At 69.2% G+C, this 25,429-nt stretch carries 12 protein-coding genes and 1 tRNA gene; 12 read left to right on the top strand and 1 reads right to left on the bottom strand.

Annotated elements, in window-relative coordinates:
- Window positions 1–235: 235 nt before the first annotated feature.
- From AB3X07_RS12445 to AB3X07_RS12395, 11 genes are all read left to right on the top strand, one after another.
- Window positions 236–1,195 carry a LysR substrate-binding domain-containing protein gene (locus AB3X07_RS12445; RefSeq protein WP_369938920.1) on the top strand — a complete coding sequence of 320 codons (960 nt, stop codon included), beginning with the start codon at window positions 236–238 and terminating at the stop codon, window positions 1,193–1,195.
- A gap of 447 nt (window positions 1,196–1,642) precedes the next feature.
- A complete protein-coding gene (locus tag AB3X07_RS12440; RefSeq protein ID WP_369938919.1) occupies window positions 1,643–4,495 on the top strand; it encodes a TonB-dependent receptor in 2,853 nt (950 codons plus the stop codon).
- A 373-nt stretch (window positions 4,496–4,868) separates the two neighbouring features.
- The gene (locus AB3X07_RS12435; RefSeq protein ID WP_369938918.1) at window positions 4,869–7,592 is read left to right on the top strand and encodes a TonB-dependent receptor; all 2,724 of its coding nucleotides are present in this window, start codon (window positions 4,869–4,871) and stop codon (window positions 7,590–7,592) included.
- A 103-nt stretch (window positions 7,593–7,695) separates the two neighbouring features.
- Window positions 7,696–9,966 (top strand): cellulase, encoded by a 2,271-nt coding sequence (locus tag AB3X07_RS12430; protein ID WP_369944748.1) that lies wholly within the window; start codon window positions 7,696–7,698, stop codon window positions 9,964–9,966.
- Window positions 9,967–10,092: 126 nt separating this feature from the next.
- A complete protein-coding gene (locus tag AB3X07_RS12425; RefSeq protein ID WP_369944746.1) occupies window positions 10,093–12,009 on the top strand; it encodes a sialate O-acetylesterase in 1,917 nt (638 codons plus the stop codon).
- Window positions 12,010–12,026: 17 nt separating this feature from the next.
- On the top strand, window positions 12,027–13,745 hold the full coding sequence (locus tag AB3X07_RS12420; protein ID WP_369938917.1) for a DUF5597 domain-containing protein: 1,719 nt from the start codon (window positions 12,027–12,029) through the stop codon (window positions 13,743–13,745).
- A 53-nt stretch (window positions 13,746–13,798) separates the two neighbouring features.
- Window positions 13,799–16,699 carry a TIM-barrel domain-containing protein gene (locus AB3X07_RS12415; RefSeq protein WP_369938916.1) on the top strand — a complete coding sequence of 967 codons (2,901 nt, stop codon included), beginning with the start codon at window positions 13,799–13,801 and terminating at the stop codon, window positions 16,697–16,699.
- 184 nt (window positions 16,700–16,883) lie between these two features.
- Entirely contained in the window at window positions 16,884–19,265 is a 2,382-nt protein-coding gene (locus AB3X07_RS12410; RefSeq protein WP_369938915.1) for a glycosyl hydrolase family 95 catalytic domain-containing protein, read from the top strand.
- Entirely contained in the window at window positions 19,262–20,755 is a 1,494-nt protein-coding gene (gene xylB, locus AB3X07_RS12405) for a xylulokinase (protein ID WP_369938914.1), read from the top strand. Before AB3X07_RS12410 ends, xylB begins: the two co-directional genes overlap by 4 nt.
- A 39-nt stretch (window positions 20,756–20,794) precedes the next feature.
- Window positions 20,795–22,135 carry a xylose isomerase gene (gene xylA / locus AB3X07_RS12400; RefSeq protein ID WP_369938913.1) on the top strand — a complete coding sequence of 447 codons (1,341 nt, stop codon included), beginning with the start codon at window positions 20,795–20,797 and terminating at the stop codon, window positions 22,133–22,135.
- A gap of 90 nt (window positions 22,136–22,225) precedes the next feature.
- Window positions 22,226–23,653, top strand: coding sequence for a sugar porter family MFS transporter (locus AB3X07_RS12395; RefSeq protein ID WP_369938912.1), 1,428 nt, complete (start codon window positions 22,226–22,228; stop codon window positions 23,651–23,653).
- Between the two features lie 248 nt (window positions 23,654–23,901).
- Here the strand turns inward: AB3X07_RS12395 and AB3X07_RS12390 are convergent.
- Window positions 23,902–23,976: transfer RNA gene (locus AB3X07_RS12390), tRNA-Glu, on the bottom strand.
- A gap of 2 nt (window positions 23,977–23,978) precedes the next feature.
- Here AB3X07_RS12390 and pcnB point away from each other — a divergent pair.
- On the top strand, window positions 23,979–25,424 hold the full coding sequence (gene pcnB, locus AB3X07_RS12385; protein WP_369944744.1) for a polynucleotide adenylyltransferase PcnB: 1,446 nt from the start codon (window positions 23,979–23,981) through the stop codon (window positions 25,422–25,424).
- Window positions 25,425–25,429: the final 5 nt, after the last annotated feature.

The following is a 25,429-nucleotide window of genomic DNA, read 5'->3' as shown; positions in this document are numbered from 1 at the left end:
TGGCGACGAACGCGGCGCGCGCCGGCGGTGGTCGCGCTGGCGGAGCGTCCGGCCCATCGATGTCGGCGTGCGCCGGCGCCGGTACGAGGCGGGGTGTGGCAGTGGGACGGACCGCGGCCGCAGCCGCGATTGGCCGATAGCCTGCGCGTGTGAAGATATGCACGGCAAATGAAATTTTAGCCATATGCTATTCCCTCGGTGAATACGCATCCAGACCTTTCAGGACCTCGCCCCCATGACCGCTTCCGCCAATCCCTGGTTCAACGCCGCCCGCCTGAAGACCCGCCACCTGCTGTTGCTGCTGCAATTGCACGAACATCGCTCGGTGCTGCGCGCGGCCGAGGCGGCGAGCATGACCCAGCCGGCGGCGTCCAAGCTGCTGGCGGAGATGGAGGACCTGCTCGGGGTCCGGCTGTTCGAGCGCCATGCGCGCGGGGTGGAGCCGACCTGGTACGGGCAGGTGCTGATCCGCCGCGCGCGCGCGGCGATGTCGGAGATCGGCCGCGCGCAGGAAGAGATCGCGGCGCTGCGCGAGGGACGCATGGGCCAGGTCTCGATCGGCACCGTGGTCAATCCGGGCACCAACCTGGTCCCGCAGGCGATCGCCGAGGTCAAGCGCGAGTTCCCCGGCGTGCTGGTGCGGGTGGAGATGGACTACAGCCGGCCGTTGGTGGCCAAGCTGCTGGACGGCCAGTTGGACATCGTCATCGGCCGCATCCTCGGGCCGTACGGCAGCGACGAACTGGAATTCGAGCCGCTGGCCGACGAGCCGCATTCGGCGGTGGCGCGCGCCGGGCATCCGCTGTCGGCGCGCGCCGACCTGCGCCATGCCGACCTGGGGCGCTACGGCTGGGTGTTGCCGCCGGTGGAGAGCGTGCTGCGCGCGCGGCTGGATGCCATGTTCATGGAACACGGCATCCCCACGCCGCAGAACGTCATCGAGACCTCGTCGTTGCCGGTGATGACCAGCCTGCTGCGCGGGAGCGACCTGCTCGCGGCATTGCCGGCCGAAGCGGTGGCGCCGTACGTGCAGGCCAAGCTGCTGACCGTGCTGCCGATCGCGCTGGGCGTGCGGATGGAATCGTTCGGCATCATCCGCCGTCGCGATTACCTGCTGCCGCCGGGCGCCGAACGCGTCCTGCTGGCGTTGCGCAACGCGGCCCGGCGCCTGTATCCGGAGCGCGCGCCGGGTTGAGCGCCGCGCTGGCATAGCGCGGCGCTGCATGGCGCTGCGCTACGCGGCGCGGCCCCACATGCGTTGCTGGTCGTCGCCGTGTCCATGCGGTCGCGATGGGCACCAGGACCACTCGTTGCCAGGGCTATGCGGTCAGCTGAATGAGCTAGTCGGAAAAAATATAGCTCGGCGTGAATTTTTCATTTGCTGAACGTGAAGTTGACTTCTAGGCTCCGTCCATCCTGACCGAAGACGTGCCGCTTTCCACAGTGCGCGCCGCCACGTCAGCGATACGGCCACGGACCCCGGTTCATCGCCGTTACAACCAGCAGGGCGGCGCCCCGCGCGACCGCCACCGTGCGTCATGTCTCCTGGGAGGGAAGCATCATGTCATCGCGTCATTACCGTGGTCCGGCGTCGTCGCCGACCGCAACGGTTCGTGGTACCCGCGTGTTGCGTCGTTCGGCCATGGCCTTGAGCATCGGCTTGCTGTTGAGCGCATCGGCGATGGCGCAGGACGCCAGCGACGCCGCCAAGGCCAAGAGCGCCGATCCGGTGACCCAGCTCGACGCGATCGAGGTCAAGGGCGTGCGCGCCAGCCTGATCAAGTCGCAGTCGATCAAGCACGATGCCGAGCAGATCGTCGATTCGGTCAGCGCCGAGGACATCGGCGCGCTGCCCGACCGCAGCGTCACCGAGACCCTGCAGCGGGTCAGCGGCGTCACCATCGACCACTTCATGGCGCGCAACGACCCCGACCATTTCTCCGCCGAAGGCAGCGGCGTGATGATCCGCGGCATGACCCAGGTGCGCGGCGAACTCAACGGCCGCGACAGCTTCAGCGCCGCCAGCGGCCGCGGGCTCAGCTTCGAGGACGTGCCGGCCGAACTGATGGCCGGCGTGGACGTGTACAAGAATCCGTCGGCCGAGATCATCGAAGGCGGCCTCGGCGGCACGGTCAACCTGCGCACGCGCATGCCGTTCGACCAGCCGGGGCGGGTGATCGGCTTCACCGCCGACGAGAACTACGGCGATTTCAGCAAGACCTACAAGCCGTCCGGCTCGTTCCTGTTCAGCGATCGCTGGGAGACCGGCGTCGGCGAAATGGGCCTGATGCTGGACGTGGCCTATTCGGAACTGGCCACGCGCAGCGACGGCATCCAGGTCGAGCCGTTCGTGCGCCGCACCGACCCGGCGCTGCTGGCCGGCACCACCTTCGACAAGGTCTACGTGCCCGGCGGCGTCAACTGGCGGCAGCTGGACTTCGAACGCAAGCGCAAGGGCGTGGCCGGCGCGTTCCAGTGGCGGCCCAGCGACGACACCGAGCTCTACGTGCAGTACCTGCGCTCCACCTACGACATGAACTGGCAGGAGCGCGCGGCGTTCTTCAACGACGACACCAACGCGATCGGCCCGGCGCCCGGCACCACCTTCACCTACGACGCCGACGGCCGCTTCGTCAGCGGCTCGCCGGCCTCCAGTTCCTGGCGCGGCAACGTCACCGGCAACGATGGCGTGCGCTTCTATACCGACAACCGCTACGCGCAGCAGAGCACCACCACCTCGGACCTGTCCGGCGGCTTCAGCCACAAGCTCACCAGCAACCTCACCGTGCGCGGCGACATGCAACTGGTGCGCTCGGAAAGCGACGCACTGGACTTCACCCTGTTCAGTTCGATCTACCTGCCTGGCCTGACCTTCGACCTGAGCAACAAGTACCCGTCGGTGTCGATCGCCGACCCGAGCTACACCACCAACCCCTCCAACTATTTCTGGAGCGCGGCGATGGATCACCTGGCGAAGAACCGCGGCCGCGAGCTGGCCACGCGCTTCGACCTGGAATACACCTACGACGACAATCCGTGGCTGCGCACCTTCCGCGCCGGCATCCGCGCCACCGATCGCACCCAGACCAACAAGAACTCCGGCTACAACTGGGGCGTGATCAGCGACAACTGGGCGACCATTCCCGGCACCGCGAACGGCACCGGCCTGGCCGACCTGGCCACCTACATGACCTCGGCCGCGCAGCTGTCCTCGTTCTCCAACCTGTTCCGCGGCAAGATCGACGTGCCCAACCGGCTGTACTTCCCCAGCAACGCGGCGGTCAAGGACTATGCCGGCACCTCGCGGATGATCGAGCAGATCGTCGCGCTGCGCGGCTCGGGCTGGGCGCCGGACCAGTACCAGTTGCAGGACACCAATCGCCAGTTCGAACGCACCCAGGCCGCCTACGCGGTGCTGTACTTCGGCAACGACGAGGCGCTGGGCGTGCCGGTGGACGGCAACATCGGCATCCGCGTGGTGCAGACCAAGACCGAGGCCAACGGCTACGGCCAGTTCCCGGATCTGTCGGGCAGCGCGGGATCGCAGGCGCTGCGCGACCAGTACACGGGTCAGTATTTCCCCAATAGCGCGCAGGGCAGCTACACCAACGTGCTGCCCAGCTTCAACCTGCGCTTCAAGTTCTCCGATGCCCTGCAGTGGCGCATCGCCGCGTCCAAGGCGATGGCGCGGCCGGACTACACGCAGTTGCAGCCGTACCTGCTGCTGGCGGCGACCACCGAGGACGACGGCAGCGTCTCCAAGTGGACCGGCACCGCCGGCAATCCCAACCTCAAGCCGATGAAGGCCAACCAGTACGACACCGCGCTGGAGTGGTACTTCGATACCAGCGACATGATGTACCTGACGCTGTTCTACAAGAGCGTCAAGGACTACTTCTCCAACCAGACCGTCACCGAGAACTACGGTGGCCAGGACTGGCTGGTGACGCGGCCGTACAACATGTCCAAGGGCCGCATCCGCGGCTTCGAATACGGCTACACGCAGTTCTTCGACTCGCTGCCGGGATGGATGAGCGGGTTCGGCGTCAATGCCAACTTCACCTTCGTGGACAGCAGCGGTGGCGTGAATTCGGCGACCGATCCGTACACGCAGACCACCGTCACCGGCGTGAGCCTGCCGCTGGAGGGCCTGTCGCGGCGCAGCTACAACCTGGCCGGCATCTACGAGAAGGGGCCGCTGTCGGTGCGCCTGGCCTACAACTGGCGCTCGCGCTATCTGCTGACCGCCAGCGACGTCTCGACCAAGCTGCCGACCTGGTCGGACGATTACGGCCAGCTCGACGCCTCGGTGTTCTATCGCTTCACGCCGCACCTGCAGCTCGGCATCCAGGCCAACAACCTGACCAACACCGTAACAAAGGTGCTGATGGGGCCGACCTCCTACACCGGCGGCGAGGTCGACAACCATCTGTACACGCGCAGCTGGTTCGTCAACGACCGCCGCTACTCGCTGGTGCTGCGCGGCAACTGGTAAGCGGCCGCGACCACTTCCCGTTTCCCTGGCCCGCCTGCGTTGCGCAGGCGGGCTTTTTTGTGCGCGCACCCGCAGCGCGGCGACGATGCGGGCCGGCGATGCCGCTGGCCCATGACGCTGCGGCGTCGCGTCGGCGTTCGTATGTGGAAAAAGTATAGCTAACCGTGAATATTTCATTGGATGGCATGTCTACGGCCACCTATTCTCACGGTCGAGTCGCGATGTCTTCGATCGCATGCGCGCAGCGGCACTCCGCCGCGCCGGACTTGCGGCCAGCACCCGTCAGCAGGTGCGCCCGCACAACCGACATGGCGATGCGCCCTTGGCGCGATCGCCGAACCCGTATGTACATGTGTCCTGGGAGGGAAACACCATGTCAGCGCCTCATTCCCATCGTCCGCGCGCGCGGACCGTGGTGCTCCGTTCTACCCGCGCCGTTTCCGCGCGCGGCCCGCGCCGCTCCACCATCGCCCTGGCCGTCGCCGCGCTGCTCGCGACGTCCGCCGCGCATGCCCAGCAAGCCGAATCGTCCGCGCCAAGCGATACCACCACGCAACTGGACACGGTGCAGGTCAGCGGCACCCGCAGCAGCGTGACCAAGGCGCAGATGGTCAAGCAGAACGCCGAGCAGATCGTCGATTCGATCGTGGCCGAGGACATCGGCAAGCTGCCGGACAACAACGTCGCCGAAGCGCTGCAGCGCATCTCCGGGGTGCAGATCGCGCGCAACTACGGCGAGGGCAGCAGCATCGCCATCCGTGGCCTGACCCAGGTCCGCACCGAGCTCAACGGCCGCGACATCTTCACCGCCAACGACGGCCGCGGCCTGAGTTTCGAGGACGTGTCGGCGGAATTGCTGGCCGGTGTCAACGTGTACAAGAACCCGTCCGCGGACATGATCGAGGGCGGCCTCGGCGGCACCGTGGACCTGCGCACGCGCCTGCCGTTCGACTACGACGGGCGCAAGATCGCCGGCAGCGTGCAGTACAACCACTACGACCTGGCCGACGACAGCAAGCCGGCGTTCTCGGGCATGTACAGCGACCGCTGGCAGACCGGCATCGGCGAGATCGGCCTGCTGCTGAACTATTCGCAGCAGACCAGCCCGTTCCGCCAGGACACCATCTCCATCGAGCCGTGGTACACGCAGACCGATCTGCCGGGCTACGAAGGCCAGGCCATCTCGGTGCCGCACGGCGCCGGCACCAACACCACGGTCGGCGAGCGCAAGCGCAAGACCGGTGCGTTCGCGCTGCAGTGGCGGCCCAGCGACGACGTCGAGGTCACCGCGCAGGTGCTGCGCTCGGACTACGATTTCCGCTGGCACGATTACTCGTTCTTCGCCTACAGCGGGCAGGACCCGATGCAGGGCTACGACGACATCGTGGTCAACGACCGCAACGAGTTCGTCAGCGGCACGTTCCAGAACACTCCGGCCGATTCCAACACCAGCCTGACCGAGCGCCATTCGGTGACCACCGACTACTCGCTGGGCGCCAAGTGGACGGTGTCGCCGAACCTGACCCTGAGCACCGATGTCCAGTACATCGATGCCACCACCAAGGGCACGCGCTACATCCTCGGCACCGGCATGGACACCACGCCGCTGTACACCATCGACTTCCGCGGCGACCTGCCGCGCCTGTCGGTGAGCGATGCCGCCGGCAATCCGGGCTATCTGGCCGACCAGGCCAACTACAGCGGCTGGAAGTTCCACCTGGACAACAAGGACGACAACAAGGCCACCGAGTTCGCCTGGCGCAGCGACATGGACCTGGCCTTCGACGACAGCTTCGCGCGCAGCTTCAAGGCCGGCGTGCGCTATACCGACCGCGATGCACAGAACAAGGGCAACGTGTGGCGCTACATGTACCTGGGCGCGCCGTTCGCGCAGTACCCGGACGCGCAGGTGATGCAGAATCCGATCACCGATTTCTTCCGCGGCGATTCGCAGACCTTCGGCCCCAGGCTGACCCCGTCGGACACCTTGGTCGACAACTACGCCGAAGCGTTGAAGGTGTTCGGCGCCTCGCCGCTGACCTTCGCGCCGAACAACATCAACGACCAGGGCGAGAAGACCTATGCCGCCTACGGCGTGCTGCGCTTCGGCACGGACGGTGGCACGGTCCCGTTCGACGGCAACATCGGCCTGCGCATCGTGCGCACCAAGGTCGATTCGCAGGGCGTGCGCACCGGCACCGATGCCGAGGGCGGCGGCCTGCTGCCGGTGGACGTGCAGCAGACCTACACCGACGTGCTGCCGAGCTTGAACCTGCGCTGGATGCTCACCGACACGCTGCAGTGGCGCTTCGCCGCCTCGCGCGGCATCTCGCGTCCGGATCTCAACAAGCTCAATCCGAACCTGAGCCTGGGCACCGCCACCGGCACCGACGGCACCACCCGCCGCACCGGCGCGGCCGGCAATCCGGACCTGCGGCCGATGAAGGCCGATCAGTTCGACACCGCGCTGGAGTGGTACTTCGGCAAGGGCTCGATGATGTACGGCACGATCTTCTACAAGAAGGTCGACGGCTTCATCGCCGATGCCGTGTTCGAGGAGGTCTATGGCGGCCAGACCTGGGAGATCACCCGCCCGGTCAACGGCAAGGACGGCAAGATCAAGGGCGCGGAGCTGGGCTATACCCAGTTCTTCGACTTCCTGCCGGGCTGGCTGAGCGGCTTCGGCCTACAGGCCAACTACACCTACGTGGACAGCGAGGCGCCGAGCCCGACCGCCACCGACACCAACGGCCAGGCGCTGACGGTGCCGTTGCAGGGCTTGTCCAAGAACAGCTACAACCTGATCCTCAGCTACGAGATGTCGCGCTTCCAGGCGCGCGTGGCCTACAACTGGCGCAGCGACTGGCTGGTGACCACGGCCGGCAACGGCACCGGCAACCTGCCGGTCTACAACAAGGGCTTCGGCCAGTTGGACGCGTCGGTGCGGTTCAATATCGACGACGTGTGGTCGGTATCGGTGGACGGGGTCAACCTGCTGGATACGCGCAACGAGAGTTACCTCGGCGTGGAATCGCGCTACCGCGACTTCGTCATCAACGACCGTCGCTACGGCCTGACCCTGCGCGCCAGCTTCTGAGCATGGCGTGGGCGCGGTCCCTGGCCCCGACGCGCGTGCTGCGCCGGGGCGGGGATTCCTGCCGATGGCCTGGCCGTCGGCTGCAATCGGAGCACATCGCACGATGCGGCAACCTCGCGTGCTGAGACCTGAGCGACAGACCGACCGGTTCCGGCGCGGCGTGCCTGCGCGCCTGGCCTGGCCTGCCGTGCTGCTGGTGCTGCTGTGCTGCGTGGGCGCAGCCTGCGCGGCACCGGCCACGCCCTACCAGTTCCGCAGCGTCGCCATCGGCGGCGGCGGCTTCGTTTCCGGCCTGCTTTTCCATCCGGCGCAGCAGGGGCTGCTGTATGCACGCACCGATGTCGGTGGTGCGTACCGCTGGGACGCCGCGGACGCGCGCTGGGTCGCGCTGACCGACTGGCTCGGCGCCGACGACCAGAACCTGATGGGCATCGACGCGTTCGCGATCGATCCGCACGATCCGCAGGCCCTGTACCTGGCCGCGGGCACCTATCTGCACGAACGCGCCGGCAATGCCGCGTTGCTGCGCTCGCACGACCAGGGCCGCAGTTTCGCGCGCACCGACCTGCCGTTCAAACTGGGCGGCAACGAGCTCGGTCGCGGCAATGGCGAGCGGCTGGCGGTGGATCCCAGCGATGGCCGCGTGCTGCTGCTCGGGTCGCGCGACGCCGGACTGTGGCGCAGCGACGACCGCGGCCAGCATTGGCAGGCGGTGGCCTCGTTCCCGGCGGTGGCGACCAGCGCCGCCGCCAGCGCGGTCAACCATGCCGGGCGGCGCCAGCAGGTCGGCATCGCCTTCGTGCTGTTCGACCCCGACAGTGCCGGCGGCAACGGCGGCGCTTCGCAACGCATCTACGTCGGCGTGTCCACGCAGGAGCGCAGCGTGTTCGTCTCCGAAGACGCTGGGCGCAGCTGGCAGCCGGTGCCTGGGCAACCGACCGGCCTGCGCCCCAGCCACATGGTGCGGTCCAGCTCCGGCGTCTATTACCTCAGCTATGGCGACCAACCGGGCCCGGATCTGATGGCCGACGGCGCGGTGTGGGCTTACGCACCCGCCGCGCGGCGCTGGACCGACATCACGCCAGTGCCGCAGCCGGGCACCTGGCCGGGCTTCGGCTGGGGCGCGGTGGCGGTGGATCCGCGCCAGCCACAGACGCTGATCGCCAGCACCTTCCGCCGCTACGTGCCGGGCGACGATATCTATCGCAGCACCGATGGCGGGCGCAGTTGGGCGCCGCTGTTCCCGCGCTCGCGCTTCGCGCACGACACCGCGCCGTGGACCGCGCAGGCGCGGCCGCACTGGATGGCGGCGCTGGCCATCGATCCCTTCGACAGCGATCGCGCCTGGTTCGTCACCGGCTACGGCGTGTGGGCTTCGCGCAACCTGCGCGCGGCCGACGCGGCCGAGGGCACGGTGCAATGGTGGTTCGCCGACGCCGGCCTGGAGGAAACCGTGCCGCTGGACCTGCTCAGCCCACCCCAGGGCGCGCCGCTGCTCAGTGCGCTCGGCGACATCGACGGCTTCCGCCACGACAGTCTGGAGCGCGCGCAACTGCAGTTCGCTGGGCCGCGGCTGACCAACGGCGAGAGCATCGACGCCGCCGGCCAGGCGCCGCAACTGGCGGTACGCAGCGGCACCCTGCGCGAGCGTCGCGGCAACGAGGTGCGCGCCGCGTGGTCGCGCGACGGCGGCGCCAGTTGGCAGGCCTTCGCCAGCGAACCGCCGGCGGGCGAGGGCGCGGGCCACATCGCCATCGGCGCCGATGGCCGCCGCGTGATCTGGTCGCCGCGCGATGGCGGCGGCGCCTGGGCCAGCGACGATTGGGGCCGGCGCTGGCAGCGGGTCGAGGCCGCGACCGGCAGTTGGTCGATCGAAGCCGACCGGGTCGATCCGCAGCGCTGGTATGCGGTGGACGCGGCCAGCGGCCGCTTCTATCTCAGCGACGACGGCGGCCGCCGGTTCCGCGACAGCGGCGTCGAGGTCGGCGTGCCGGCGCCGGCCGAGCGCACCCGCCCGCAGCTGCGCCCGGACCCGCTGCGCGCCGGCGTGGTCTACCTGGCCAGTCCCAGCCACGGCGTGATGCGCTGGCAGGACGGCAGGCTCGCGACGCTGGCCAAGGTGCAGGAAGCGCGCTCGCTGGGCCTGGGCCGCGCCCCGCGCGACGGCGCGCCGCCGATGCTGTTCCTGGCCGGCACCGTCGACGGCGTCGGCGGGCTGTTCCGTTCAGCGGACGAGGGCCGGCACTGGCAGCGCATCGACGACGCGGCGCACCGCTTCGGCCGCCCCTACGCTGTCACCGGCGATCCGCGCGTGGTCGGCCGCGTCTACTTCGCCACCGGCGGCCGAGGCATCTTCTATGGCGATCCGCGCTAGTTCCCGCGGCCTCGCCGCATCCGTGCTTTGCTTCCGCGTGCGAGCGCGATCGTCGCGCCGCGCTTCCCGTCGCCTTGCGGCATCGCCGCTGGCGGCGCTCAACCCAGGATCGCTCCGATGAATCCACTGTCGTCCCGGTGTCTACGTTGGCTGGCCGTGCTGTCGCTGACGACCCTGCCTGCCTCGGCGTGGGCGGCGCTGCAAGTGCCGTTGCTGTTCGCCGACGGCGCGGTCCTGCAACGCGACATGCCGATGCGCGTGTGGGGCTGGGCCACGCCTGGCGCCCGCATCCAGGTGCGCCTGGACGGCGCCGCGGCGAGCGCGACCGCGGCCGCCGACGGCCGCTGGCAGGCGCAGTTGCCGGCGCATGCGGCCGGCGGCCCGTATGTGCTGGAGGTGGAGGGCGACGGCACGCGGCGGCGCATCGGCGACGTGCTGGTCGGCGACGTGTGGCTGGCCAGCGGCCAGTCCAACATGGAGTGGCCGCTGGCGCAGGCGCGCGACGGCGCGCGCGAGGTGGCCGCGGCGAACGATCCGCAACTGCGCCACTTCAAGGTGCCCAAGTCGTGGGCGCTGCAGCCCGAGCAGCGCCTGGCCGGTGGCGAATGGAAAGCCGCCACGCCCGACAACGCCGGCGCGTTCTCCGCGGTCGGCTATTTCTTCGCGCGCGAGTTGCGGCGGACCACCGGCGTGCCGATCGGCATCATCGACAGCAGTTGGGGCGGCAGCGCGATCCAGGCGTGGATGGACGCCGCCTCGCAGGGCATGGACACCGCGCAGACCGAACGCGGCATCGCTGAGATGCAGGCCAAGGACGCGCAGACCCTGGCCGCGGTGAAGCAGCGCATCGCGCGCTGGCCGGCGGTGCAGGATGGCGCCGAGCAATGGCGCGCGCCGGACCTGGACGATAGCGACTGGGACCGCATTCCGGTCGACCGCAACTGGGAATCCAGCGGCTACGACGGCATGGACGGCATCGCCTGGTACCGCACCAGCTTCACCCTCAGCGCCGCGCAGGCCAAGGCCGGCATCACCCTGGGCGTGGGCCAGGTCGACGATTCGGACGTCACCTACGTCAACGGCCAGGCGGTCGGGCGCACCGAGAACCGCTGGAACCTGCCGCGCGTGTATGCCGTTCCCGCGGCCGTGCTGAAGCCGGGGCGCAACCAGATCGCGGTGCAGGTCACCGATCTCAGCGGCGGCGGCGGCCTGCATGGCGACGCCAGCGAGCGCTTCGTGCAACTGGCCGACGGCAGCAAGCTGCCGTTGCAGGAATGGAAGTTCCGCCCCGCCAAGGTCAGCGTGACGCTCGACGACGGCCGCAACCAGCAGCCGACGCTGCTGTACAACCGCATGATCCATCCGTTGCAGCCGTTCGCGGTCAAGGGCGTGATCTGGTACCAGGGCGAGAGCAATGCCTACGAGTACGGCGCGCTGCGCTACCGCGACCAGTTCGCGGCACTGATCCGCAGTTGGCGGCAGGAGCGCGGCCAGCCGCAACTGCCGTTCCTGTGGGTGCAGTTGGCCAACTTCCAGGCCGGTTCGGACAAGGGCGATCTGAGCCCATGGGCGCAACTGCGCGAATCGCAGTCCAAGACTCTGGCGCTGCCGGCGACCGCGCAAGCGGTGACCATCGACATCGGCAATCCCACCGACATCCATCCGACCAACAAGCAGGACGTCGGCCACCGCCTGGCGCTGGCCGCGCGGCACGTTGCCTACGGCGAAACGCTGGTGTACAGCGCGCCGACGTTCCAGGGCGCCGAGTTCGCCGCGCATGCCGCGCGGCTGCGCTTCGATCCGATGGGCAGCGCGTTGGCGGTGCGCGGCGGCGGCCCGTTGCGTGGCTTCAGCGTCGCCGGCGCCGATCGCCGCTTCCATCCGGCGCAGGCGCGCATCGAGGGCGACAGCGTGCTGGTGGAGAGCGCCGAGGTGGCGCAGCCGCAGGCGGTGCGCTACGCCTGGAGCGAGAACCCGGCGCAGGCCAATCTGGTCAACCGCGAGCAGTTGCCTGTTTCCCCGTTCCGGACCGACACCTGGTGAGACGGAGTGCGAACCCCATGATGCTTCCCGCAATGCGCGCACGCGCCGCGACGGCACGGCGGCGCCCGCTGCTGGCTTCCACGCTGCTGCTGGCCCTGGCCGCCTGCCAGCCCGATCCGCCCGCACCACCGGCCGCCGGCGGCGCGCCAGCCGCAACGCCCGCGTCGACGCCGGCGGGCACCGCCGCTTCGCCATCCGCGCAGCAGCCGATCCCGCAGTTCGTCAGCAAGGACGGCAAGCACGCGCTGTTGGTGGACGGCGCGCCGTTCCTGATCCTCGGCGCGCAGGTCAACAATTCCAGCAACTACCCGGCGGCGCTGGACAAGGTATGGCCGGCGATGCAGTTCCTCGGCCCGAACACGGTGCAGGTGCCGATCGCCTGGGAGCAGGTCGAGCCGGAGGAGGGCACGTTCGATTTCTCCTTCGTCGACACGCTGCTGGCGCAGGCGCGCGAACGCAAGGTGCGGCTGGTGCTGCTGTGGTTCGGCACCTGGAAGAACAACGGCCCGGCCTACACGCCGCATTGGCTCAAGACCGACAACGCGCGCTTCCCGCGGGTGCTGACCCGCGACGGCAAGACGCTCGGTTCGCTGTCGCCGTTGGCGCCGGCGACGCTGGAGGCCGATCGCAAGGCCTTCGTCGCCTTCATGAAGCACCTCAAGCAGGCCGATCCGCAGCGCACCGTGATCATGGTGCAGCCGGAAAACGAGCCGGGCACCTACGGCAGCGTGCGCGACTTCTCGCCGCTGGCGCAGCGGGCATTCGACGGCCCGGTGCCGGCGGCGCTGCTGCAGAAGCTCGGCAAGCAACCGGGCACCTGGGCGCAGGTGTTCGGCGCCGATGCCGACGAGTTCTTCCACGCCTGGCACATCGGCCGCTTCATCGACCAGGTCGCCCAGGCCGGCAAGGCCGAGTATCCGCTGCCGATGTACGTCAACGCGGCGCTGCGCGGCCCGTTCAATCCCGGCCAGCCCGGCCAGTACGCCAGCGGCGGCCCCACCGACAACGTCCTGGACGTGTGGAAGGCGGCCGCGCCGCACATCGACCTGCTGGCGCCGGACATCTACATGCCCGAGTACCGCATGTACACCACGGTGCTGGAGCGCTACGCGCGCGCGGACAACGCGCTGTTCGTCGCCGAGACCGGCAACCGCCCGGAATACGCGCGCTACCTGTATCCCACGCTGGGCCACGACGGCATCGGCTGGTCCACCTTCGGCATCGACTACAGCGGCTATTCCAACTGGCCGCTGGGCGCCAAGAAGGTGGACGAGGCGACCCTGGCGCCGTTCGCGCTGGGCTTCAAGGCGGTGGCGATGGGCATGCGCCCGTTCGCCAAGGCCGCCTCCGAAGGCAAGCTGCACGGCACCGCCGAAGAGCCCGGCCAGCCGGTGCAGGAACTGCGCCTCAACGAACGCTGGAGCGCGACCATCACCTACGGCGTGCCGCAGTTCTGGTTCAAGGGCGAGCCGCCCGGCAACCCCGAGCCGATCGGCGCGGCACTGATCGCCGAACTGGGGCCGGACGAGTTCCTGGTCACCGGTTACCACGCGCGCGTCACCTTGCATCCGGCCAGCGCGGCGACCGCCAACATGGTCTACGACCGCGTCGAGGAAGGCTTCTACGATGGCGCGCAGTGGCGGTTCCAGCGCAACTGGAACGGCGACCAGACCGACTACGGCGTCAACTTCGCCGACATGCCGCAATTGCTGAAGATCACGCTGGCCACCTACTGAGATTCCGGCGCCGCCCGCGCGCGGCGCCCCACCGGCTACAAAAGGGAGAGAACATGCACACCTCGAACCGTCCCGTGCGCCTGGCGATGAAACCGCTGCCGCGTCTGCTGGCCTTGTCGCTGGCGCTGCTCGCCGTCGGCGCCCACGCGCAGGAAGTGAAGAAGGACGCCGATGGCGTCACCGTGCAGCCCAGCGCCAAGGGCGCGGCGGCGGTGCGGCTGCAGGTGGTGGACAGCGGCATCATCCGCGTCAGCGCAGACCCGGACGGCGATTTCAAGCGCACGCCCAGCCTGATGCGGGTGCCGGTGCAGGGCGACACCGCCTACCAGTTCGAGACGCAGGGCGACACGGTGCGGGTCAAGACCGCCAAGCTCACCGCGCAGGTGTCCACCGTCGATGGCCATGTCAGCTTCGCCGATGCGGCGGGCAAGCCCTTGCTGTCGGAAGTGGCGGGCGGGCGCAGCTTCTCGCCGCTCAAGGTGGAGGGCAAGTCCTACCTGAGCACCCGCCAGCGCTTCGCCTCGCCCGACGACGAGGCCTTCTACGGCTTCGGCCAGCACCAGCAGGGCTGGATGAACCAGAAGGGGCGCAACGTCGAGCTGCTGCAGAGCAATATCGACATGGCGGTGCCGTACCTGGTGTCCAGCCGCAACTACGGCATCCTCTGGGACAACAACTCCATCACCCGCATGGGCGACCCGCGCGGCCTGCAGCCGCTGCCGGCCTCGCTGAAGCTGTACGACGCCAAGGGCAAGCCGGGCGCGCTGACCGCGCGCTATTCGGTCAACGGCAAGCAGGTGGTCGAGCGCCGCGAGAAGGAACTCAACTACCAGTACATCAAGGATCTGGCCAAGTTCCCGGCCAAGGCCAAGCCCAGCGACAAGAGCCGCATGCAGGTGAGCTGGGAAGGCGAGATCGAGGCCAGGAGCGGCGGCGAGCACAGCTTCTCGCTGTACGCCAGCGAGTACGCCAAGCTGTGGGTGGACGGCAAGCTGGTGGTCGACCGCTGGCGCCAGAACTGGAACCCCTGGCACAACGAATTCACCCTCGCGCTGCAGCCGGGCCAGCGGCACAAGATCAAGGTCGAGTGGGACCTGATCGACCCGAGCTACATCGCGCTGCTGCACCGCGACCCGCTGCCGGCGGCCGAAGCCAAGGAACTGTCGCTGTGGTCCGAGGCCGGGCAGATGATCGATTACTACGTCGTGGCCGGCGCCGACGCCGACCAGGTCATCGCCGGCTACCGCGAACTGACCGGCAAGGCGGTGCTGCTGCCGAAGTGGGCCTATGGCTTCTGGCAGAGCCGCGAGCGCTACAAGAGCCAGGACGAGCTGGTCGGCGTGCTGGCCGAGTACCGCAAGCGCAAGCTGCCGATCGACAATATCGTGCTCGACTGGTCGTACTGGCCGGAGAACGCGTGGGGCTCGCACGAGTTCGACCCGGCGCATTTCCCCGATCCCGACGGCATGATCAAGTCGGTGCACGACCTGCACGCGCAGATCATGATTTCGGTGTGGCCCAAGTTCTACCCGACCACCGCCAACTACAAGGAACTCGACGCCGCCGGGCACATGTACAAGCGCAACGTCGCAGTCGGCGAGCTGGACTGGATCGGCAAGGGCTACAAGAATTCCTTCTACGATCCGTACTCGGCGCAGGCGCAGGCGATCTACTGGCGGCAGATCGACGAGAAGCTCAACCGCCGCGGCATCGACGCCTGGTGGATGGACGCCGACGAGCCGGACGTGCACTCCAACCTTGACATCGGCGAGCGCAAGGCGCGCACCACGCCGACCGCGCTGGGTCCGTCCACCGAGTTCTTCAATTCCTATCCGTTGCCGCACACCCATGGGGTCTACGCGGGCGACCGTGCCGCCGACGGCAAGCGCGTGTTCATCCTCTCGCGCAAGGGCTATGCGGGTACGCAGCGCAATGCGGTGGCGGTGTGGAGCGGGGACATCGTCTCGCGCTGGGACGACATGCGCGACCAGATCTCCGCCGGCGTCAACGTCTCCATGTCCGGCCTGCCGAACTGGACCTTCGACATCGGCGGTTTCGCGGTGGAGAAGCGCTACGAGGACCAGGATCCGGCGCACCAGGCCGAATGGCGCGAGCTCAACACGCGCTGGTTCCAGTTCGGCGCGTTCGTGCCGCTGTTCCGCTCGCACGGCCAGTTCCCGTTCCGCGAGATCTGGAACATCGCCCCGGAAGGCACGCCGTACTACGCCAGCATGGCCTACTACAGCCGCCTGCGCTATGCCCTGCTGCCGTACGTCTACACCCTGGCCGGCGACACCTACCATCGCGACGGCAGCATGATGCGCGGCCTGCCGATGGACTTCCCGCACGATCCCAAGGTCGCCGACCTCAACGACGAGTACCTGTTCGGGCCGGCGTTCCTGGTCGCGCCGGTGACCCGCTTCGGCGCCACCTCGCGCCAGGTCTACCTGCCGGCCGGCACCTCGTGGATCGACTTCAACAGCGGCAAGCGCTACGAAGGCGGGCAGAGCATCGAGGCCGCCGCGCCGCTGGAGCGCATGCCGCTGTTCGTGCGCGCCGGCGCCATCGTGCCCACCACCACCGTGCAGCAGTACGTGGACGAAGTGCCGAACGCGCCGCTGACCGTGGTCGTCTACACCGGCGCCGACGGCCAGTTCTCGCTGTACGAGGACGACGGCAAGGGCTACGGCTACGAGAAGGGCGAGTTCAGCCGCATCCCGCTGCGCTGGGACGAGGCCAAGGGCGTGCTGAGCATCGGCGCGCGCGAAGGCAGCTGGCCGGGCATGCAGGCCAAGCGCACCATCAATGTGCGTTTCGTCGACGGCGTGCGCGCGGAGACCGGTGCGCTGGAGCCCAAGGCCGACACCACCGTGCAGTACAGCGGCAAGGCCCTGAGCGTGGCGCGCAAGGCGGCGAAGGGCGCCAAGCGCGGCAAGGGCGCCAAGGCCAGGTGATGGCTGGACGGCGTGGCGCCGTGGGCGGTGAGGGCGACGCAGCGCGCGCGACGCCGCGTCGCGATCGCGTGGGCGATTCGGTGCCCTCGCGCCTCGCTGCGCACATGCGCTGTTGCGCGGCGGCAGGAGCCGTTCGCCGCACGGCCCTGGGTGCACGCCAGTCGCGTAGGGCGGAATCGGGCGAATGAGCATCGAACTGACCCGCCGCGCGCTGTGCAAGGCGATCGGCGCCGGCATGGTGGCCGGGCTCGCGCCCCCGGTCGCGGCGCGCACCGCCGCCGCGGCGCCTGCCAGCGACGCCGCGCCCGTCGCCGATCCGGCCGCGTTGACCCTGTGGTACCGGCGGCCGGCCACGCAATGGGTGGAGGCCTTGCCGGTCGGCAATGGCCGGCTCGGCGCGATGGTGTGGGGCGGCATCGCCCACGAACGCCTGCAGTTGAACGAAGACACCCTGTATGCCGGCCAGCCCTACGATGCGACCTCGCCGGACGCGTTGGCGGCGCTGCCGCAGGTGCGCGCACTGATCTTCGCCGGCCGCTACGCCGAGGCCGAGGCGCTGGCCGACGCCAAGCTGCTGTCGCGTCCGCCCAAGCAGATGCCGTACCAGCCGCTGGCCGACCTGCTGCTCGACTACGACCGCGCCGACGGCATCGATGGCTACCGGCGCGAGCTGGACCTGGACACCGCGCTGGCCACGACCCGCTTCGCCTCCGGCGGCGCGACCCATCTGCGCGAGGTGTTCGTCTCGCCGACCGAGCAGTGCATCGTGGTGCGCCTGTCCTGCGACATGCCGGGCCGCATCGCGCTGCGCATCGGCATCGACAGCCCGCAGGCGGGCGAGCTGAGCGAGGAGCAGGGCGCGCTGCTGTTCGCCGGCCGCAACGCCGGCTTCGCCGGCATCGAGGGCGGACTGCGCTTCGCCCTGCGCGTGCTGCCGCGGGTGCGCGGCGGCCAGACCCGCTTCGAGCGCGGACGCCTGCGCATCGAAGCCGCCGACGAGGTGGTGCTGCTGCTGACCGCGGCCACCAGCTACCGGCGCTACGACGACGTGAGCGGCGATCCGCTGGCGATCAGCGCCGCGCAGCTGCGCAAGGCAGCGGCGCTGTCCTATCCGCAACTGCTGGAGCGGCATCTGGCAGAGCACCGGCGCCTGTTCCGCCGGGTCGCGATCGACCTGGGCAGCAGCGCCGCCGCGCAACTGCCCACCGACGAACGCGTGCAGGGCTTCTCCCGCGGCCACGATCCGGCCCTGGCCGCGCTCTATCACCAGTACGGGCGCTATCTGCTGATCTGCAGCTCGCGGCCGGGCAGCCAGCCGGCCAACCTGCAGGGCATCTGGAACGACCTGATGCAGCCGCCGTGGGAGAGCAAGTACACGGTCAACGTCAACACCCAGATGAACTACTGGCCCAGCGAGGCCAACGCCTTGCACGAGTGCGTGGAACCGCTGGAAGCCATGCTGTTCGATCTGGCCGAAACCGGTGCCCGCACCGCGCGGGCCATGTACGCCGCGCCGGGCTGGGTGGTGCACAACAACACCGACCTGTGGCGCCAGGCCGGGCCGATCGACGGCGCGAAGTGGAGCCTGTGGCCGATGGGCGGCGTGTGGCTGCTGCAGCAGCTGTGGGACCGCTGGGACTACGGCCGCGATCGCGCCTACCTGCAGCGCATCTATCCGTTGTTCAAGGGCGCGGCCGAGTTCTTCGTCGCCACCTTGCAGCGCGACCCGCACAGCGGGGCGATGGTGACCAACCCGTCGCTGTCGCCGGAGAACCGGCATCCCTTCGGCGCCGCGGTGTGCGCCGGCCCGGCGATGGATGCACAGTTGTTGCGCGATATTTTTGCGCAGTGCATCAAAATGGGCCGGCTGCTGGGCGTGGATGCGGCCTTGGGCGAACGCCTGGCCGCACTGCGCGCGCAACTGCCGCCGGACCGGATCGGCGCTGCCGGGCAACTGCAGGAATGGCAGCAGGACTGGGACCTGCAGGCGCCGGAACCGCATCATCGTCACGTCTCGCATCTTTACGCCTTGCACCCCTCCAGCCAGATCAACCTGCGTGACACGCCGGCGCTCGCCGAAGCCGCGCGGCGCTCGTTGCAGCGCCGGGGTGATAGCGCTACCGGTTGGGGGCTAGGATGGCGCCTGAACCTGTGGGCGCGGTTGCGCGATGGCGAGCATGCGCATCGCATTCTGGCGATGCTGCTGTCGCCCGAGCGCACCTATCCCAACCTGTTCGACGCGCATCCGCCGTTCCAGATCGACGGCAACTTCGGCGGCACCGCGGGCATCACCGAAATGCTGCTGCAGAGTTGGGGCGACAGCATCTGGCTGTTGCCGGCGCTGCCGCAGGCCTGGCCGCACGGGCAGGTGCGCGGCCTGCGCGTGCGCGGCGCGGCCGGCGTGGACCTGTCCTGGCGCGACGGTCGCCTGCGGCATGCGCGGCTGAGCAGCGAGCGGGGCGGGCACTACACTTTGGTTTACGGCGGGCAGTCCGTGACTGCCGACCTTTCTCCTGGAGCGACGATGGACCTGGGTTTGCGCGACGATCGGCTGGTGCGGCAATGAGTCTGTACATCGGCCTGGACGTGGGCACGCAGAGCGTCAAGCTGCTGGCCTACGATGCGGACAGCCGCCGCGTGGTCGCCACGCACGGCCATGCGCTGGAACTGATCAGCCGCGACGACGGCACCCGCGAGCAGCAGGCGCAGTGGTGGATCGACGGCATCGTCGCCTGCTTCGCCGCACTGACTGCGGAGCAGCGCGCGCAGGTGCGCGCGATCTCGGTGTCCGGGCAGCAGCACGGCTTCGTGCCGGTGGATGCGCACGGGCAGGTGACCGCGCCGGTCAAGCTGTGGTGCGACACCAGCACCCAGCGCGAATGCGAGGAGATCATGCAGGCGGTTGGCGGCGAGCAGCGCTGCGTGGAACTGGCCGGCAACCCGATCCTGGCCGGCTACACCGCCTCCAAGCTGCCGTGGACGCGCAAGCATCGCGGTGCGGCGTACGCCAGCATGACCTCGGTGCTGCTGCCGCACGACTACGTCAATTTCTGGCTCACCGGCGAGCGTTATACCGAAGTCGGCGACGCCTCCGGCAGCGGCTGGCTGGACGTGCGCACCCGGCAGTGGTCGGCGCCGCTGCTGCAGGCGATCGATCCGCAGCGCGACCTGGCCGCGGCGCTGCCGCCGCTGGTGCCGACCGAGACCACCTTCGTCCTGTCAGCGGCCGCGGCGCAGACCCTGGGCCTGCCGCGCGACGTGCGCGTGGCCACCGGCGGCGGCGACAACATGATGGCCGCGATCGGCACCGGCAACGTGGTGCCGGGGCGGCTGACGATGAGCCTGGGCACCTCCGGCACGCTGTTCGCGTACGCCGACCGGCCGGTGGTGGACGACGCCGCGCGCTGGGCCGCGTTCTGCTCCTCCAGCGGCGGCTGGCTGCCGCTGATCTGCACGATGAACTGCACCGTGGCCACCGAGACCATCTCGCGCCTGTTCGGGATCAAGACCGGCGAGGGCGAGGCGCTGCTGGACGCCACTGCGCCCGGCGCCGGCGGACTGGTGCTGCTGCCGTTCTTCAACGGCGAACGCACCCCGAACCTGCCGGCCGCGCGCGGCTGCATGACCGGCATGGACCTGCACAACACCACCCCGGCGCACTTCTACCGCGCGGCGATGGAAGGCGCGACCTACAGCCTGCGCAATGGCTTCGACGCCTTCGTCGATGCCGGGCTGGTGTTCGATTCCATCTACGTCACCGGCGGCGGCAGCAAGAGCGCGGGCTGGCGGCAACTGATCGCCGACCTGTTCGGCTTGCCGGTGCATGTGCCGGCGCAGGCCGAGGGCGCCGCGTTCGGCGCCGCGCTGCAGGCGCTGTGGGCCGACGGCCACGCGCGGGGCGACCGCGCCAGCCTGGCCGAGGTGGTGCTGCAGCACCAGCAGGACGACGCCGCGCTGTCCGCGCAGCCGGATCGGCAACGTGGGGCGCAGTACCAGGCGCACTACCAGACCTTCCTGAACCACTTGCATGCCATCGGCCCGCTCTACGCCGGCTGATCCCCCACTTTCCCCCGCAAACGCAGAGCAGGATTCTTCATGAGCAACTCCGTCTACATCGGCGCCAAGGAATACTTCCCGGGCATCGGCCGCATTCCGTTCGAAGGCAAGGCCTCGGACAACCCGCTGGCGTTCAAGGTCTACGACGCGAACAAGCGCATCGGCGACAAGACCATGGCCGAGCACCTGCGCTTCGCGGTGGCGTACTGGCACAGCTTCTGCGGCAACGGCGCCGATCCGTTCGGCCCGGGCACGCGCGCCTATCCGTGGGATGCCGGCAGCGACGCGCTGGGCCGCGCCGAGGCCAAGGCCGACGCGGCGTTCGAGTTCTTCACCAAGCTCGGCGTGCCGTACTACTGCTTCCACGATATCGACCTGGCGCCGGACGCCGACGACGTCGGCCAGTACGAGAAGAACCTGCAGCACATGGTCGGCATCGCCAAGCAGCGCCAGGCCGACACCGGCATCAAGCTGCTGTGGGGCACGGCCAACCTGTTCTCGCATCCGCGCTACATGAACGGCGCCTCGACCAACCCGGACTTCGACGTGGTCGCGCGCGCCGCGGTGCAGGTCAAGGCCGCGCTGGACGCGACGGTGGCGCTGGGCGGTGAGAACTACGTGTTCTGGGGCGGCCGCGAAGGCTACGCCAGCCTGCACAACACGCAGATGAAGCGCGAGCAGGACCACATGGCGCGCTTTCTGACCATCGCCCGCGACTACGGCCGCAGCATCGGCTTCAAGGGCAACTTCCTGATCGAGCCCAAGCCGATGGAGCCGATGAAGCATCAGTACGACTTCGACAGCGCCACCGTTATCGGCTTCCTGCGCCAGCATGGCCTGGACCAGGACTTCAAGCTCAACATCGAGGCCAACCACGCCACGCTGTCCGGGCACAGCTTCGAGCACGACCTGCAGGTGGCCAGCGATGCCGGGCTGCTGGGCAGCATCGACGCCAACCGCGGCAACCCGCAGAACGGCTGGGACACCGACCAGTTCCCGACCGACCTGTACGACACGGTGGGGGCGATGCTGGTGGTGCTGCGGCAGGGCGGGCTGGCGCCGGGCGGGCTGAACTTCGACGCCAAGGTGCGGCGCGAGTCGTCCGATCCGCAGGATCTGTTCCTGGCGCACATCGGCGGCATGGACGCATTCGCGCGCGGCCTGGAAGTGGCGCACGCGCTGCTGACGGCCTCGCCGCTGGAGCAGTGGCGCGCCGAGCGCTACGCCAGCTTCGACAGCGGCGCCGGCGCGGCCTTCGCCAACGGCACCAGCACCCTGGCCGACCTGGCCAAGTACGCGGCGGGCAACGGCGAACCCCAGCAACGCAGCGGCCGCCAGGAAGCCTACGAGAACCTGATCAACCAATACCTGATCCGCTGAGGCGCGCGACGGCCGGCGGCCGCGTTGCCGCCGGCCGTGCTGTCCTCCTCCGATGGCCGCCTTCCTTTCCGCACGACACCAGGTGACTCCATGTCCAGCGTCTCCCTAGACCGCGCCGATGGCGCAGGCGAGAACACGCGCCTCATCATCCTCATCAGTTGCGTCGCCACCATCGGCGGCTTCCTGTTCGGCTTCGACAGCGGCGTGATCAACGGCACCGTCGACGGCCTCAAGCAGACCTTCCACTCCAGCGCCGCCGGCACCGGCTTCGAGGTCGCCTCGATGCTGCTGGGCTGCGCGGTCGGCGCCTTCTTCGCCGGCTGGCTGGCCGACCGCCTGGGCCGGCGCGCGGTGCTGATCATCTCCGCGGTGCTGTTCCTGCTGTCGGCGCTGGGCGCCGGCGCCGCGCACAATTCCGGCATCTTCATCTTCGCCCGGGTGATGGGCGGGTTCGCGGTCGGCGCGGCCAGCGTGATGTCGCCGGCCTACATCGCCGAGGTCGCGCCGGCGCGCTATCGCGGGCGCCTGGCCACGGTGCAGCAGATCGCCATCATCAGCGGGCTGTTCACCGCGTTCCTGAGCAACTACGTGCTGGTCAAGCTGGCCAGCGCCTCGACCGAGCCGCTGTGGCTGGGCCAGGCCGCGTGGCGCTGGATGTTCTGGATGCAGGCGTTCCCGTCGCTGCTGTTCCTGCTGCTGTTGCTGGCGATCCCGGAGAGTCCGCGCTACCTGGTGGTCAAGGGCCGTCGCGAGGACGCGCTGGCGGTGCTGACCAGGCTGTACGGCCCGCGCGAGGCGCAGGCCAAGCTGACCGAGATCTCCGCCTCGCTGGCCGCCGACCAGCACAAGCCCAAGCTGTCGGACCTGGTCAGCAAGGTCACCGGCAAGGTGCGCCCGATCGTGTGGATCGGCATCGGCCTGGCCACTTTCCAGCAACTGGTCGGCATCAACGTGGTGTTCTACTACGGCGCGGTGCTGTGGCAGGCGGTGGGCTTCTCGGAAAGCGACTCGCTGCTGATCAACGTGCTGTCCGGCGGGCTGAGCATCGGCGCCTGCCTGGTCACGGTGATGTTGATCGACAAGATCGGGCGCAAGCCGCTGCTGTGGGTCGGCTCGGCCGGCATGGCGGTGTCGCTGGCGCTGGTCACGCTGGCCTTCGCCAGCGCCTCGCTGGACGCCGCCGGCAAGCTGGCGATGTCGCCGGGCATGGGCCGGCTGGCGCTGATCGCGGCCAATGTCTACGTGATCTTCTTCAACATGTCCTGGGGCCCGGTGATGTGGGTGATGCTGGGCGAGATGTTCCCCAACCAGATCCGCGGCTCCGGCCTGGCGGTGGCGGGCGCGGCGCAGTGGACCTCCAACTTCCTCATCACCGTCTCGTTCCCGATCCTGCTCACCAGCATCGGCCTGGCCGGCGCCTACGGCATCTACACCGTGGCTGCCTTCATCTCGGTGTTCTTCGTGCTCAAGTACGTCTACGAGACCAAGGGCCGCGAACTGGAACAGATGCAAGGCTGAGCGCGTCCTGCGCACCCGCCGGGCCTGGAGACAGGGTCGGCGGGGCGGGGCGCCTGCCCGGGGTTCGCGGTGGAGCGGGCTCCGGGGGCGCCGCGACTCCCGGGGGGGGGCATGTCGGGCCGTGCTCCGGCTCGGCCTCCGGCCTGCGGCGTTCCCATCCAGCGGCAGCGCGCGATGGCGGCCCCACAACGCAAAAGCCCCGCATGCGCGGGGCTTTCTTGCTTTACTCGCTGCAGGCGACCCGATGGTGGCGCTCCCTAGGGGACTCGAACCCCTGTTTTAGCCTTGAGAGGGCCACGTCCTAACCACTAGACGAAGGGAGCGTATTGGTCGCGTCGATTGCAGAGCGCTAGTATATGGGGCTTCGCCGCCTGTCGGCAATCCCGCAACTCGATACGGAAGCGCCATCATCAATCCGCCAGTTCCATTGCCGTTCACCCTGCAAACGATCCCGCGCGACCAGCACAACGTCTCGCGCAAGGACATCAGCCCCAATGCGCTGCGCGTGCTGTACCGGCTGCGCGAAGCCGGCTTCGGTGCCTACCTGGTCGGCGGCGCGGTGCGCGACCTGCTGGTCGACCTGCGCCCCAAGGACTTCGACGTCGCCACCGACGCCACCCCCGAGCAGGTCAAGCAGCTGTTCCGCAACTGCCGCCTGATCGGTCGCCGCTTCCGCCTGGCGCACGTGGTCTACGGCCGCGAGATCATCGAGGTCGCGACCTTCCGCGCCAACGTCGACGACGGCAGCGGCGACCGCGAGCTGGACAACGGCCGCCTGGTCCGCGACAACGTCTACGGCAGCATCGAGGACGACGCGGTGCGCCGCGACTTCACCTGCAACGCGCTGTACTACGCCATCGAGGACTTCTCGGTGCGCGACTACACCGGCGGCTTCGCCGACGTGCAGGCGCGGCTGATGCGCCTGATCGGCGACCCCGAGCAGCGCTACCGCGAAGACCCGGTGCGCATGCTGCGCGCGGTGCGTCTGGCCGCCAAGCTGGACTTCGAGATCGAAGCGGCGACCGCCGAACCGATCCCGCGCCTGGCCGGGTTGCTGGCCGAGGCCGCGCCGGCGCGGCTGTTCGAGGAAGTGCTCAAGTTGTTCCTGTCCGGCAACGGCGTGGCCAGCTTCGAAGGCCTGGAGCGCTACGGCCTGTTCGCGGCGCTGTTTCCGGAAAGCGCCGCGGCGCTCAAGGCCAACCGCAGCGGCGCGTTGCGGCGGATGCTGATCGAGGGCCTGCGCAACACCGATACGCGCGTGGCCAACGACGAGCCGGTGTCGCCGGCGTTCCTGTTCGCGCTGCTGCTGTGGCCGGCCTACTGCCGCGCGCTGATGGCGCTGCAGAAGCAGGGCATGCAGCAGGAGGAGGCGCAGCGCCGCGCCGCCGACCGGGTGACCCTGCACCAGTTGAGCACGGTGGCGTTGCCGCGGCGCTTCTCGCTGCCGATGCAGGAGATCTGGCTGCTGCAGTCGCGCTTCACCTCGCGCCAGAAGAAGCGGGTGGTGCGCACGCTGTCGCATCCGCGCTTCCGCGCCGCGTTCGATTTCCTGATCGTGCGCCAATCCGCTTCGGACGAGCACGCGGCCGACATCGCCTACTGGCGCGAGCTGCAGCAGCAGCCCGGCTACGCGCCGCCGCCGCGCGGCTTCGATCCGGAGATCGACTACGTCGGCGACGAGGTGGCGATGGCCCCGGCCGACAGCGAGGAAACCCCCAAGCGCCGCCGGCGCCGGCGCCGGCGTCCGGATGCCGCCGCCCCGGCCGAGTGAGCGCG

The sequence above is a fragment of the Xanthomonas sp. DAR 35659 genome, from assembly GCF_041242975.1.
Taxonomy (GTDB): Bacteria; Pseudomonadota; Gammaproteobacteria; order Xanthomonadales; family Xanthomonadaceae; genus Xanthomonas_A; species Xanthomonas_A medicagonis.
Note: the sequence above shows the minus strand (reverse complement) of the source record. Positions and strands in the feature narration are given on the sequence as shown.

Excerpts from the sequence above, each read along its gene's own strand:
- AB3X07_RS12430 (WP_369944748.1), top strand. The coding sequence starts at position 7,696 with ATGCGGCAACCTCGCGTGCTGAGACCTGAGCGACAGACCGACCGGTTC.
- AB3X07_RS12395 (WP_369938912.1), top strand. The coding sequence starts at position 22,226 with ATGTCCAGCGTCTCCCTAGACCGCGCCGATGGCGCAGGCGAGAACACG.
- AB3X07_RS12420 (WP_369938917.1), top strand. The coding sequence starts at position 12,027 with ATGATGCTTCCCGCAATGCGCGCACGCGCCGCGACGGCACGGCGGCGC.
- AB3X07_RS12440 (WP_369938919.1), top strand. The coding sequence starts at position 1,643 with ATGGCCTTGAGCATCGGCTTGCTGTTGAGCGCATCGGCGATGGCGCAG.
- xylB (WP_369938914.1), top strand. The coding sequence starts at position 19,262 with ATGAGTCTGTACATCGGCCTGGACGTGGGCACGCAGAGCGTCAAGCTG.
- AB3X07_RS12445 (WP_369938920.1), top strand. The coding sequence starts at position 236 with ATGACCGCTTCCGCCAATCCCTGGTTCAACGCCGCCCGCCTGAAGACC.
- AB3X07_RS12415 (WP_369938916.1), top strand. The coding sequence starts at position 13,799 with ATGCACACCTCGAACCGTCCCGTGCGCCTGGCGATGAAACCGCTGCCG.
- xylA (WP_369938913.1), top strand. The coding sequence starts at position 20,795 with ATGAGCAACTCCGTCTACATCGGCGCCAAGGAATACTTCCCGGGCATC.
- AB3X07_RS12435 (WP_369938918.1), top strand. The coding sequence starts at position 4,869 with ATGTCAGCGCCTCATTCCCATCGTCCGCGCGCGCGGACCGTGGTGCTC.
- AB3X07_RS12410 (WP_369938915.1), top strand. The coding sequence starts at position 16,884 with ATGAGCATCGAACTGACCCGCCGCGCGCTGTGCAAGGCGATCGGCGCC.